Here is a 13,778-nt window from a genome sequence, read left to right on the forward strand (position 1 = left end):
GAGTTGATGGATTCCCTGCGGATGCAGAGAAGCCCCTGGTAGACGGGTTGATCACCACAACCCACACCGTCCACCAGGAGCTTCTGCATGCTGTTTTACCGTGCCGCTGTGGATTTGTCGCGTCCGACGCTGAACTACGTGGCCGGGATCGTACGCCGCCATCGCCGGGCGATCAGGTCGCGGTGGCGGCTGCTGAACCCCGGCCAGCAGGCTCTCCTGGTGCTGGTGCACCTGCGCAAGGGCGAGACATTCGCCGAGGCCGCCGCGGGTTTCGGCGTATCGGTCGCCACTGCCTGGCGCTACGTCGAGGAGATCGTCGCGCTGTTGTCGGCGCGTTCCCCAAGCTGTGGGCCGCGTTGCGCAAGGCCGGGACCGACGGGCTGACGCACCTGGTTCTGGACGGCACGCTGATCCACACCGACCGGGTGAAGGCCGACCGCCCCCACTTCTCCGGCAAGCATCGGGTGCACGGGATGAACGTGCAGGTGATCGCCGGCCCGGACGGGACGATCCTGTGGACCTCGGGGGCGATGCCCGGCAAGATCCACGACCTGACCGCCGCCCGCGTCCGGGGCATCCCGCGCGCACTGGAGAAGGCGGGAATCCTCACCCTGGCCGACAAGGCCTACCAAGGAGCCGAGGCCTCGATCGTCATCACGCCCTACAAGGGCAAGGACAAGCCCGAGTCGCAGAAGCAGGCGAACCGGGCGCACGCCAAGCTCCGCGGCCCCGGCGAACGCGCGAACGCCCAGCTCAAATCATGGCGAATCCTCCGCAAGCTCCGCTGCAGTCCCAGCAAGGCCGGCCACCTGGTCAAGGCCATCGCCGTCCTACAGAACTACGAGCTCACCCGAGGATGAAAAAGGGTCACTCAAGGCCATCGAAGCCTGCAATCACCTTGCCGCTCACCACCACGCCGCCATCAACGACGCCGCAGCAATCGGCACCCTCAACCACCAAAAGAAATACCCGACCCATCTACCCCGTGTTCCAAGATCAGTCCGCGAACTATCAAGTCTGTACGAAAAAGCTCATACCAGGGGACGCCAAGCCATCACGACCCTGGTCGAAGCCATCCAAGACCTAACCCCCGGGCCGCACTGCGACACGAACGAAGCGCAGTTGATCCTCCGTCGAGCGAACGAGGCGAACCAGCAACGTCTATCCGCAACCGAATTCCCATATCCGATAGGATCGTCCCTCGAATCCGAACATCAAAGTATGCCCAGGCCGCCGCTTAGCCAGATACAAGAGCAAGCCAGTCGCCCGGGATGGCCGATACAGGACACAGGGCAGAGAACGAGCCGACGACCGAGCTAGTCAAGAATGAAGAGCCATCAAGATGGACGAGGATCACGTATCGTGAAGCCGTGAATCAGTCTTGGACCGAGATAGTTGCCGTTGCACTGGCGACCTCACTAGTCACATTCATCTCCGGGTTGATCGTCAACCTGGTCAGCGACCAGATGAAACCTCGGTCCAAGCTATTCCTGGCCTTTAGTGGAGTAGCTACCGTTATTCTCACCACCGTTGTGGTGGCGTATCCTCAGGCACGCGATAGGATATTCGGCGGCGATTCTCCCGATAGTTCCACAACATCGACGTCATCATCCAGCAGCAAACCATCTCCGCCCGAGAAGGCACAGTCCACCTCCACTCCAAAGCGACACCCAAGTCGAACCCCGTCTCCCAGCAAGAGCACTGCGCCAAAAATTCGGGGTTACATAGCCAGTGCACGCTCGTCGACAGCGAGCGAAGCCGACAACAGGCCGCCCGCAAAAATCCGGTTCTGGGCCTATGAGGGTGCAGACGTCATTGGGTCAGTCAGATTTTCCACAGGTGGTTATGCCGGCCGCTTCGGCTGGGCACCCACAGCAATTGGCAAAGACTGCGCGGTTCCCTACGTCCGATTCATTTTCGGCGGCATCAAAGCAGGAAAGTATGATGTGCTGATACACGCACCCGATGTCCCCAATCTGGCGCACCAGGTAGATATATCTGATCAAACAATCGATCAATCCGCGCATCGAGGGGAATGGTTCCGACTCAGCCAGGAAAAGATCACCGCAGACAGCACCGGAACCTCATACGAATTGAGCATGAATCAGTCACCGGCATCTTTCGGCGACGATCATGGATGTCGCAGAGGAGCTGAACGTGTAGCTTTCGATGCTGTTTGGCTACGACCACTTGCTTGATTACGAAGATATCCGTTCAGGCGCATTGCCAACGGCGAAGTGTCCGAACGGCAGGCACCCGTCTCCCTGTTGAGTTGTAGGCGGGCGGTGCAACTGCGCTTGGATGGGGGCGATGCCCTCGTCGTCCTCCTCCAGCGCGCAGGCCGCCCGGCAGCGGCTGGCCGATCAGCTCCGTGAGCTCCGTACGGCTGCGGGCATTTCCGGTGTGGAGTTCGCGCGGCGGGCCGGGTGGCGGGACTCGACGAACATCTCGAAGATCGAGCGCGCCGTCCGTCCGGCGTCGGCCGAGCATGTCCGGTTGTGGTGTGGGATATGCGGGGCTTCCGAGCAGCGCATGCGCGAGCTGCTGGCCGAGCAGGCCAGCGTTGAGCGGATGTGGCTGACCTACCGGCAGCTCAACCACGGGGGGCTCAAGGGTGCCCAGGAGTCTGTCCGAGATCGCTATGAGCGGGTCAGACTCATGCGCACCTACTGCACGCATGTCGTTCCAGGACTGCTGCAGACCAGGGCGTACACCGCTGCGGCGCTGGAGTCCGTCCGCGTCGAGCAGCACGTTGAGGTTGACGACGTCGCTGCGGCGCTGGACGAGCGTATGGATCGGCAGCGGGTGCTGCGGCGTCCCGACGCACGGTTCGTGTTCCTGCTGGAGGAGCAAGTTCTTCATCACCGTGTCGTCTCCGCCGAGGCGCACGCTGAGCAGCTGTCGTATCTGCTGGCTGCGACGCGGCTACCCTCGGTGTCGCTGGGAATCGTCCCGTTGGACGCTGAGCGTTCGCATGCCGGGCATCGGGTCTGGCCGGAGCACACGTTCGTCATCAGCGATGCCGAGTTGGTCACGGTGGAGTTGGTGTCGGGCTTCTTGTCGGTGTCCCAGCCGGCGGAGGTCGCTGACTATGTGGCGGCCTGGGAGCGGCTTTTCGGTCTGGCCGTCCATGGGGAGAAAGCCAGGCAAATCATCGCCGGTGCCCGGCATCGGCTTGACGCTTGAGCCGCGGCGGGGTCAGGGTCGGCAGGGCCACAGCTTTTTTCGACTCGCTTGTTCGAAGCTGAACGGAGGACCGTGGTGGCGTTCGATCTGGTCGGTGAAGACCCTGACTCGCCAGAGGGCCGGTGTCCCGCGGTGTACGTCGATCCCGATACTGGTGACTTCTACTTTCAGGGGCTGCTCATCACCGACCCGCTGCTGATCGCTGAGATCGCCCGGCACGGGAACCTGCACTCCGATGAGGCCGTGGTCCGGTTGCCGGCCCGCATGGCGTCGATCATCGCCGAGGCCGCCGCCGGCACGTACGAGCAGGGACGGCTCGGGCACGGTCCGGCGGACAGCACCGAGGTCCTCCAGGTCGCCAAGCGCACTGCGCTGCATCTGGAGATGCGCGACACCTACGACCCCTCCCACCCGGCCTACCGGGATTTCGTGGCGGGCGGCTCGGGCCAGTACGAGATGGCGAACTGGCAGAAGATCGTCCAGGACGCGGTCGGGCGGGGTGTGACGATCCGCCGCGCCCGCGTGGTCTCCGAGCCGCCGTCGGACTACATCCGCTGGGAGCACATGCTCACCTCGCAGAACGTCGCGGCGGGAGAGGACGTGCGCTGGCTGCCGCGTGATCGAGCGTGGGACCTGATGCTGCCCGGCGCGGACTTCTGGTTGTTCGACCACAAACTGGTGATGTTCAACTTCTGTTCCGGGGACGGGACCGAGATCCCCGAGGAGAAGAGCAGCAACGATCCTGACGTGGTGGCGCGCTGCCTCGCCGCGTTCGAGCGGGTGTGGGAGCGTGCGATCCCGCACGAACAGTACGAGCTCCCGAGCCCCGACTGACGGAGGGCGGGTCTTGGTCTCCTCACTCTGCGGTGAGGGGCCAAAGAGCGCCAAATCTCTTTCCGGGGACGGCTCCGATCCGTCAAGGTCATCAAGGCAGCCACTCCCTAACTCAAGGGAGCCAGCCATGACCGTTCGCCCATCGGCATCGGCCTCGTGAGGCGTCTCCTTGCCTTCCCGCGGCCGGTGACGTCAGCCGGCCCGTCCGCCAGTGTCGGACGTGCTTCCCGGTGGGCATCGACCAAACCGGGGGGACCGCGTGATCCAGGCGACGGGCATGACCGACGACTCCAGCCCAGCGAGACGGCTGCGCCACGAACTGGCTGACACGCTGCGCGCCCAGCGCCAGATCGTCTCACCGGCCGTGGACAAGGCGTTCCGCACGGTCCCACGGGAGATGTTCGTCCCCGTCGGCACTTCCCTGGAGATCGTCTACAGCGTCGACAGCCCGGTGATCACCAAGACCGACGAGCACGGTGCGCACATCTCCTCGGTCAGCGCGACCTACATCCAGGCTCGCATGATCGAAATGGCCGCGATCGCACCCGGCATGACGGTGCTGGAGATCGGGTCGGGCGGCTACAACGCCGCGCTGCTGGCCGAAGTCGTCGGATCGAGTGGGCATGTCGTCAGCGTCGATATCGACCGGGAGATCACCGAGCGGGCCCGTGACCTGCTCGGTAGGGCCGGATACGGCGGGCGGGTCACGGTCGTGCAGGCCGACGCCGAACACCCCATTTCCGGCTTCGAGCAGTTTGATCGAATCCTGGTCACAGTCGGCGCGTGGGACGTTTTTCCGGCGTGGCTCGATCAGCTCACCGCCACCGGCATCCTGGTGGTGCCGCTACGAATGAATGGGGTCACCAGGACCATCGCCTTCCAGCGCCATGGCGACCACCTGGCGAGCATCGATGTCGAGTTGGCCGGGTTTGTCCCGATGAGAGGCGAGGGCGCCCACGCCGAGCGGACGTTCCTCCTGCCGGACCGGCACGGCAAGCACCTCAAGCTGCAATTCGACTCCGGAGCTCCCGAGCCGATCTCCGGGCTCGATGGCGTCCTGGCGACCGAGCCGGTCTCGGTGTGGTCCGGCGTCACCATCGCCAACGGTGTCTCGTTCGCCGACCTGCACCTGTGGCTGGCGGCCTTTCTGCCGGGCTTCTGCCGGGTCGGTGCCGCTCCGGGTACCGACCTGGCGTCGCAGCTCGGCAAGTCGTGGTTCCCGTTCGGAGTGGTGCGCGACGGCTCCTTCGCCTATCTGGCGGTGCGGCCCGCTCTAAATGGTGGCGGCGTCGAGTTCGGCGCGACCGCCTACGGGTCCCACGGTCGGGTCGCGGCCACCGCGCTCACCGAGCAGGTTGAGGCGTGGGACCGCCACGGCCGCTCCTGCGAGCCTGCATTCCAGTTCTGGCCGACCGGCAGCCAACCCGCTCTTTCTTCCGGCCACTCCGCTGTGCTCACCAAGCACCACGGCGCCGTCTCGATCTCCTGGCCGCAGGCGGGCTGAGCACCCGCCTCCGGAGCTGGGCAGCAACACACCCTTGTCCGTCCCGTACATGAGGAGGAGCCGATGGCCCCACATCTGACCCTGGACGCCGCTCAACTGCTCGACACTCCGGCCGCCATCAGCGAGGACGAGTTCGTGCTGGACATGCGTGTGGTGGAGACCACCACTCCGCTGGTGACCATGATGTGCTCCACCAGCGACGGCTGCGGCAGTACGTGTAGCACCAGCGCCTGCAGCACCAGTTCCAACGACCCGGCCTGAAACAGCTGACCGTCCTGCCGGGCGGCGCCCATCGCGCGGGTAACCGCCCGGCAGGACGAAGGGGCGCAGAAAGGGATGTGCCATGGCCGCTCCCCGACGTTTCCGGCACACCGGGTTGGTGCTGGTGCGCGCAACGACATGCCCGGAGGGCATCGCCCCGCCTCCCAACCTTGACCCGGCCGATCCCGTGGCGTTCTCCCGGGAAGGGCGGGCGTGGTTGGGGGGAGTCTGGACGCGTGCCGACGTCCGCGAGGCGGTGGAACTGGCCAGCCCCGCGCTGACCTCAGAGATCGACCGTGTCCTCGCCGACCGCGTCTCTGAGCGCCGGCTTCGGCGGACGGTGATGTCATTGGCGTCCTACATGCTGCGATGGGAGGGGCGCGCTACCCCGTTCGGACTGTTCGCCGGAATCACCGCGGCAAACATCGGTCCGTCGGTAGCGAAGATCGGCGCCGCTCACCAGCCGGTCGTCCGTGCCGACGCCGAGTGGGTCACCGGCCTGGTCGAGCAGCTCGAACAGGACCAGGCCCTACTGGGCAAGCTGACGGTGGTAACCGACAACGCCGGCGTTGTCCGCGACGGCCGCTTCATCGTCTCCAGGCGCGCTGAGCTGGGGTCACGCTCGCCGGGTCCCCTTCGAGAGGCATCGGTACGCCTGACCACGCCCATCAAGTACGCCCTAGAACAGGCTGCTATGCCGATCGAACTGGACGCTTTGATTGAGCGAGTTTCCCTCCGGTTCTCGGCCGTTGACGTCGACCGAGTTCAGCAGATGCTCCATGGCCTGGTCGGCGGCGGATTCCTCATCACCAGCTTGCGCCCTCCATCGACGGCCCTGGACCCACTGGAACATCTCGTCCGGATGCTCCGAACGATCGGAAGCTCAAGCAATCGGAGAGCCCGCGATCGGAAGCTCGATGAGATCAGCGCGTTCCAGGATGAGCTTGCGGCCATCAGCGCGGAGATCTCGCAGCACAACACCACAACCGGCGGATCCCAGACGGCCTCGCTTCGAGCCGGGGTCGCCGCCAGGATGCGCGCCCTTCGGCCCGGAATCGACCACGTATTGGCAGCGGACCTGCGGCTGGATGCCCGCATCACCCTGCCCGCCTGCGTTCTGGAGGAGGCCGAGCGCGCGGCCGACGTCCTCCTCAGAGTCTCCGCGCAGCCGTTCGGTACGGCAGCGTGGATGGACTACCACTCCCGATTCCGTGCCCGCTACGGCCTCGGCGCGTTGGTCCCCGTGGCGGAGCTGCTCGCCGACTCTGGGCTGGGCTACCCGCACGGGTATTTGGGAGCACCCCGTGCCAGGCCCGCATGGCGGACGCTGACCGAACGCGACGCCGTCCTGCTGTCACTGATCCAGGAGGCAGCCATGGCCGGCACGGAGGAGATCGCGTTGACGGATGCCGACCTCCAGTCATTGGCGGTGGGCGACCAAGCCGACGCGATCGTCCCGCGACGTGTCGAGCTCGGAGTCGCCTTGCATGCCGTCTCGGCGGAGGCGATCGACCGCGGTGATTTCGAACTGCGAGTGGTGGCGGCGCCGCGCGCTCACACCAGCATGATCGGGAGGTTCACTCACCTGCTGGACGAGTCCGACCGTGCGTGTCTCGCCGGGGGTTACACCGACGACGATGCCATCGTCGCCCTGTTGTCATTCCCGCCGCGCCGACCTCACAACGACAACGTCGTCCGTGTCGCTCCACACCTAGGGACGGTCATGCTGCCGCTCTCCGAGCACGCCGACGCTACAGTTTCCGACCAACACGTGATCAGGCTGGCGGACCTTGCCGTCACCGCCGACGCTGACCAGATGTATCTGGTGCAGCGCTCCACGGGACGGCGTGTGATCGCGCACATCCCGCATGCGCTGGACGCCAGCGTGCAGACCCCGCCGTTGGCGCGGTTCCTGGCCGAGGTCGCAGACGCTCGCAGCGCCGTCTTCGGCCCGTTGGATCTGGGGGCCGCCCGCACGTTGCCATACGTGCCGCGCATCCGCTATCGGCGCACGATGTTGTCCGGGGCGCGTTGGCTCCTCGCCCGCAGCCAGGTGACCGGCGTCGGCGAGGAGTGGGAGGCGGGGATGAGGAGATGGTGCGCCCGATGGAGGGTGCCGACTCGCGTCGTGGCATGCCAAGGGGAACTGCGCCTGCCCCTCGACCTGAACAGGCCGCTAGATCGTCACCTGCTCCGCACCCGGCTGCAGCAGACCGAACAGATCGAACTATGTGAGGACGCACCGCCGGACGCCCTCGGCTGGATAGGTCGCCCGACGGAGCTAGTGATCCCCATGGTCGCCGTCTCCCCGTCCCCAACCACTCCAGTGACGGCGTCGCCCGGCCTCATCCATCAGCCGGGCGACGCGGAACTCTTGCGTGCGCACCTGGTGGGCAACCCAGCGCGCTTCGACGCGATCCTCACGCGCCACCTTCCCGTCTTCGCGGAACAACTCGGCGGGGCCGTCCAGCGCTGGTGGATCCGCCGACACAGAGACCTGATCCGTCTTGAAGCCGACCAGTACCTGGTGGTGCTGTTCCGGCTCGCCGATTCCTCCCAGTACGGGACGGTGGCCGCCCGGCTGGCGGCCTTCACCGCCGACCTCCGGGGACGCGGTCTGGTCGGGCACCTGACGCTCACCCGGGCCACCGAGCACCCTGGCCGATATGGGCACGGTCCGGCCATGGAGGCCGCCGAGAACGTGTTCGCCGCCGATACCGCCGCCGCCATCGCCCAGATCAAGCTGGCCGATTCCAGTGGAATATCGGGGCAGGCGATCGCGGCGGGGTCCATGGCTCACCTTGCCGCGGCGTTGGCGCCCGACCCTCCGTCCGGCTATCGCGCACTGACCCATTGCCTGAAGCAGGGCACTGGTCCTCTCGATCCCGGATCACGCGATCAAGCACTACGCTTTGGCGACGCGGTGAACGGGGTCGCCGCTGTGCGCGCGCTACCCGGCGGTGACGCAGTCGCCTCCGCCTGGCAGGCCCGGTCGCGCGCTGCAGCGGCCTACTACAGCCTCCTCAAGAGTCAGCGTGATCCCGTAGAGCCGATGAAGACGTTGCTGCATGAGCACCATGTCCGGGCACTCGGTCTCGACCCCGTCCACGAGGCGACTACAGGCCGGTTGGCGCGCGCGGTAGCACTCCGCAACTTGGCCACCGCCCAAGCCCCGGACGGCGCTCCGTGACGTCACCACCGATCACACTCGCCACCGACCAGGCGCAGCATCAATCCCTGGCCACCGGAACAGCCGGTATCGCGATCCTCCACGTCGAACGCGCACTGACCGGCCGCAGCAGCTGGGGCGACGTGCACCGCCGGATCCAACACACGGCCAGTGGCCCCGTTGACGGAGGCGATCATGCGAGCTTGTATTTCGGAGCCCCAGCACTTGCATTCCTGCTCGGCATCGCCGGCGCCGACGGTCGGCAACGGTACGCCGAACCTCTCGCCGTCCTGGACGGTCACGTGACGCGCCTGGCGCACCGACGCGTGGCCGCTGCCGTGCAAAGGATCGACGCCGGCGACGATGCCTGCTTCTCCGAGTACGACCTCTTCCACGGCCTGGTCGGCATTGGCGCCCTGCTGTTGGTGCGCCGGCCCGGCAGCGAAGTCCTCGCCGAAGTGCTCGGCTACCTGGTACGGCTTACCCGGCCCCGGCGATGCGCCGGGGCCGAACTGCCGGGGTGGTGGGTATCACAGGACCCTGACCCGACCTTGCCGACGCCCGGTGGCCACGCCAACTTCGGCATGGCGCACGGGGCCGCCGGCATCCTGGCTTTCCTGGCCCTGGCCGCACGCCGCGGTCACGTCGTCGACCAGCACTACGAAGCGATCCACCAGCTGGCGAACTGGTTCGACCACTGGCAGCAGGACACCTCCGACGGCCCGTGGTGGCCGCAGTGGATCACGCGCGCCGAACTCCGCGCAGGCCACCCCGCCCAGCAGGCACCTGGGCGGCCGTCGTGGTGTTACGGCAGCACCGGGATCACGCGCGCGCTTCAATTAGCCGCCATCGCCACCGGCGACACCGCACGTCAGCGAACCGCCGAACATGCACTGTTGGCGTCCCTGGCTGACCGCAACCTAGCCCGAATCACCGAACCGGGGATTTGCCACGGCCTGGCCGGGCTCTACCAGACCGTCTACCGCGCCGCTCACGACAGCAGCGCCCCAGCCCTACTCCAGCGACTCCCCGCCCTGGCCACAGCGCTCACCTGCGATGCCGCTCCCCAGGACCGTCTTGACCACGGATTACTGACCGGACGCGCCGGCGTAGAGCTGGTACTGGACACCGCACGAAGCGGCGCGCCGCCCCACACTGGATGGGACAGATGCCTGCTGATCACCTAACCGAAGCCGAACCCTCCGAACTTGCGTCCGGAACGCTCGCCGTTCTGGCTGGCACGGACCTCCACGCTGCCGCCACCGGCCACAATCTGGACTCGGCCGACCTCTCCGAAGCCGTCCAGGTGTACATGGCGGCGGGATACGCGGCCCTGGAGCGCCGCGCCGAGCAACGCTGGTGCCAGGTCCTCGTCGAGTTCCCCGACTGGGAGCAGGCCGAGAGCATCGCGGCCGCTCGACTCGGACCGCGTCTGGACGCACTCCAACGCCAGGGCGTCATCGACGGCTGGTGGTTCCTGCGTAAGCACCCCTGTTGGCGGCTGCGCCTACGTAGGACAGTCACGCCGGAGCATCTGTACGCCGACGCCCACGAGCAGATCGCCAAGGCGCTCACCGACCTCGCCGAAGCCAAGTTGATCAAAGGCTGGCGGACGTCGGTTTACGAACCGGAGTACGCGGCGTTCGGCGGTTCCACGGCGATGTGGATCGTCCATGACCTCTTCTGCGCCGACAGCCGAGGCGTCCTGGATTACGCGCGTCACGAGTCCCCAGCCGTCGGCCGCCGAGAACTGTCGATCATCCTTCTCTACGCTCTGCTACAAGGTGCGGGACTCGACTGGTTCGAGAACGGCGATGTCTTCCACCGAGTCGCACGCTTGCGCCCATCTCCACAGGAGCCCATCGCCCCCGACGCCGTCGACAACCTGTGTGACAGCGTCCGCGCGCTCATCTACGCCGCCGCCCAACCCACCGACCCTCTGCCAGCCCTGAACGATGCAGCCGAATACGCAACCGTTTGGCGAGACGCCTTCCGCGCCTCAGGCCGACTACTCGCCGCCGCTGCCGCCACGGGCCGGCTCGATCGGGGGCTGAGAGCAGTCCTCACGCACGTGGTGATCTTCCACTGGAACCGGCTCGGCCTTTCAGCGACAACCCAAGGCATACTCGCGCGCGCTGCCACCGCAGCATTCTTGTCCCCGCCTGGCGGCGGTTCGCCCTGAGACGGAACTCCACCATGGACCCGAGGACGCAAAAGAAGGCCCTCCGATACCTCCCTCTCCTTGGCCGCCGACATCCGGTGTGCCCGCCCCTGCCCGAGCGCGTCCAAGAGATCATCGACCTCGCCTGCATCGCGGAACGGCAGGACGCCAACGCGCTCCACAGCGCGGCCCACGCGCTGAACAAGGCCGCGTTGCTGGCCAGCGACAACGGCCTCAGCAGAGAGGCCCGTCAACTGTGCTGGCAGCACATCGACGTCTATCGCCCAGCCGGGCACCGGCTCACTACGCTGCAAGCCCGCTACATGCTCGAACCGGTCGTCAACCTGGCCCGTCTCCACATCCGCGACCAAGACCCGGAAGCAGCCTTGCGGATCCTCAAGGAGATGCACCACGCGGTCACGACCGGCACGGATCTAATGGTCGACGGCCGCGTCCTGCCGCTCGGGCAGCTGACGGGAAGCCAAGAGGAGCGGAACAAGCTCCGCGAATGGGTGTGGCTGCAACTCCTCACCGACGGCACTCGTGCCTTGACCTCCACGGGACGGTGGGAAGACGCAGTTGCCCTGGCCGAAGCACATCGGGGGATCGGCACCCATCTCCTGGAAGGACGGCAGGTCGCGATCCTCGCAGCCTTCTTCAGTAAAAGGCCAGACAAAGCACGCGAACTCCTCCACGCCAGCACCCCAACCGAGCCCTGGGAACACCAAGTCGCCTCGTGTCTCGCGGTGATCTGCGGCAGCGCCGGTTCACAAGTCCCTCACACGCTCAGCACCGCGATGATTCGCGCGTTCCGCGACCGCGAACCCGTCACCGGCTATGCGCTCTTCCGGGTCCGCCTCGGCCTAATACTCCAGCCGCATTTAGAGATGGGTGAGTTCTCGTTGTCGCTGGTAGTGGCATCTTCGAGCACGGGCTTGGTGGCGGCGTCGCCAGTGTGACCAGTGCAGATGGTGTGCGGGTGGGTGCCGGGTCGGGTGCAGGAGGGCGTGGAGGCGGCGGATCTCGTTGACCGTGAGCGGGGCCAACGCGTCCGGATCGTCACCTTCATACCGCCGGCAGGGTGAACGTCCCTGCCGGGACGGCCCCCTGTGTGGCGAGGTCGTCGGCCTCGCCGTCGTCGGTGCCGCTTCGGCCTGGGGGTGGGGCGGCGGCCAGGAAGACCAGGTGCGCGTGGGCGACCATGGCCAGGGTGACGTGCCGGTACCAGGCGGTGTGCTTGCGGACCTGGTAGTGGTCCAGGCCGACCTCGTTCTTGGACGCTTGGAAGCATTCCTCGACGCTCCAGCGGGAGCCTGCCACCCGCACCAGCTCGGGCAATCCGACCGGCCGGTTCGCCCGGCACCGGTAGAACGCCAGGTCGGTGGGGTCGCTGATCGACCGGCGGGCCAGCATCCATTCGTGTTCGCCCAGGCTGATCCATGCCCAGTCGTACCAGCGGCGGCCTTTGGCGCCGTTTCCGCACGAGTGCCGCTGCCACGCCGTCTCCCCCAGGCCGGCGAACGCGGCATCGGCCCTGGTGCGGGTGCCGCCGAGCACGAGCGGGTGGTCGCAGGAGACCGCGAACACAAAGTTGATGCCGCGGCCGGTGCAGCGGCGGCGCAGCACGGTGTTGTCGCCGTAGGCCTCGTCGCCGGTCACCCACCCGAACACCAGCAGCGGATCATCAGCGGCGCGTTCGATCATCCGCCAGGCCAGCTCCGGCTTGGTCGCAAACCGCGTGCGCTCGTCGACCCCGGCGTCGACGAGCCGGCCCGGATCGGCGAACCAGGACTCGGGCAGATACAGCTCCCGGTCGATCAGAACCCGCTGCTTATCGGGGTTCACATACGAGCAGAACACCCCGATCTGACAGTTGGTGATCTTGCCTGCGGTGCCGGTGTACTGCCGCTGCACCCCCGCGCTGCGGCGGCCCTTCTTCTCAAACCCGGTGTCATCGACCGCCAGCACCGCGTCGGCCGAGCCGAGCCGCTCGGCCACCTGCCATCGCAGCGCGTCCCGCACCTGATCGGCGTCCCAGCGGGCGTGATTCAGTAGCCGCTGCATCCCATCGGGAGTGATGTCCCCGGCGAACTCCGCCAGCGACCAGCCGTTCTTGCGCTCCAGCCCGCTCAACAGCCCCAGCAGATACCACCGGGCCCGCACCCGGGGCTCCCGGCGCCCGAAGAACGGCGCCACCACCTGCGCGAACAACTCATCGAACCCATCAGCCCACCCCGCCGGATCGACATCTTCTACAGTAGGCGGCACGGCCACCGCCGATCGTCTGGTCTCAACACACCCACACGATCACAGCGGTGGCCGTCTCACGTCCCGACCTCGATCAGACCGAGATCTCCAAGTGCGGCTGGAGTACTAACCGTCACCGCCCTCGCCGGCATCGACGTCCACTCCCAAGTGCCCACGCTGCTCCGGCAGGTCGCGGCTGAGGCAGTTGACTCAGGCGACGGGTACGCCGCTCGAGCCGCTCTCAACCACGGCATCCCCGGCCTTCGCCTGCCCCCACACCAGCGTCACGCTTTAGCCGACCTTGTTGCCGCAAGCGGCTTGGACTCCGGGCCATTACCACCGCCACTCCAAGCGAGATTCGCCAACGCTACCGACACCGCAGTGAGGGCACTATCGGCATCACTCGGCAGGAACGT

At 66.6% G+C, this 13,778-nt stretch carries 10 protein-coding genes and 1 pseudogene; 10 read left to right on the top strand and 1 reads right to left on the bottom strand.

Annotated features, from left to right (window positions below):
• The first annotated feature begins 87 nt into the window (after nt 1-87).
• From ACQP1N_RS02415 to ACQP1N_RS02460, 10 genes and pseudogenes are all read left to right on the top strand, one after another.
• Nucleotides 88-860 (top strand): annotated as a pseudogene (locus tag ACQP1N_RS02415) (transposase family protein).
• A gap of 510 nt (nt 861-1,370) precedes the next feature.
• Entirely contained in the window at nt 1,371-2,198 is an 828-nt protein-coding gene (locus ACQP1N_RS02420; protein WP_433228834.1) for a hypothetical protein, read from the top strand.
• A gap of 112 nt (nt 2,199-2,310) precedes the next feature.
• Complete coding sequence (locus tag ACQP1N_RS02425) at nt 2,311-3,186, top strand: helix-turn-helix domain-containing protein (protein ID WP_433228836.1); 876 nt, start codon at nt 2,311-2,313, stop codon at nt 3,184-3,186.
• Nucleotides 3,187-3,261: 75 nt separating this feature from the next.
• Entirely contained in the window at nt 3,262-4,020 is a 759-nt protein-coding gene (locus tag ACQP1N_RS02430) for a DUF6879 family protein (RefSeq protein WP_433228837.1), read from the top strand.
• A gap of 259 nt (nt 4,021-4,279) precedes the next feature.
• Nucleotides 4,280-5,524, top strand: a complete 1,245-nt coding sequence (gene fxlM, locus ACQP1N_RS02435) for a methyltransferase, FxLD system (protein WP_433228838.1) — start codon at nt 4,280-4,282, stop codon at nt 5,522-5,524.
• A gap of 63 nt (nt 5,525-5,587) precedes the next feature.
• Nucleotides 5,588-5,785 carry an FxLD family lanthipeptide gene (locus ACQP1N_RS02440; RefSeq protein WP_433228839.1) on the top strand — a complete coding sequence of 66 codons (198 nt, stop codon included), beginning with the start codon at nt 5,588-5,590 and terminating at the stop codon, nt 5,783-5,785.
• An 82-nt stretch (nt 5,786-5,867) separates the two neighbouring features.
• Nucleotides 5,868-8,975, top strand: a complete 3,108-nt coding sequence (locus tag ACQP1N_RS02445; RefSeq protein WP_433228840.1) for a lantibiotic dehydratase — start codon at nt 5,868-5,870, stop codon at nt 8,973-8,975.
• Nucleotides 8,972-10,141, top strand: a complete 1,170-nt coding sequence (locus ACQP1N_RS02450; protein ID WP_433228842.1) for a lanthionine synthetase C family protein — start codon at nt 8,972-8,974, stop codon at nt 10,139-10,141. The genes ACQP1N_RS02445 and ACQP1N_RS02450 overlap by 4 nt, the downstream gene beginning before the upstream one ends.
• A complete protein-coding gene (locus ACQP1N_RS02455) occupies nt 10,123-11,136 on the top strand; it encodes a thiopeptide-type bacteriocin biosynthesis protein (RefSeq protein WP_433228843.1) in 1,014 nt (337 codons plus the stop codon). The genes ACQP1N_RS02450 and ACQP1N_RS02455 overlap by 19 nt, the downstream gene beginning before the upstream one ends.
• A gap of 14 nt (nt 11,137-11,150) precedes the next feature.
• Nucleotides 11,151-12,074: a hypothetical protein gene (locus ACQP1N_RS02460; RefSeq protein WP_433228845.1), complete on the top strand. Its 924-nt coding sequence runs from the start codon at nt 11,151-11,153 to the stop codon at nt 12,072-12,074.
• 106 nt (nt 12,075-12,180) lie between these two features.
• Here the strand turns inward: ACQP1N_RS02460 and ACQP1N_RS02465 are convergent, their stop codons facing one another.
• On the bottom strand, nt 12,181-13,326 hold the full coding sequence (locus ACQP1N_RS02465) for an IS701 family transposase (RefSeq protein WP_242609080.1): 1,146 nt from the start codon (nt 13,324-13,326) through the stop codon (nt 12,181-12,183).
• Nucleotides 13,327-13,778: the final 452 nt, after the last annotated feature.

Origin of the sequence: Actinomadura formosensis, from assembly GCF_050948385.1 — a bacterium.
GTDB classification, from domain to species: Bacteria; Actinomycetota; Actinomycetes; order Streptosporangiales; family Streptosporangiaceae; genus Spirillospora; species Spirillospora formosensis.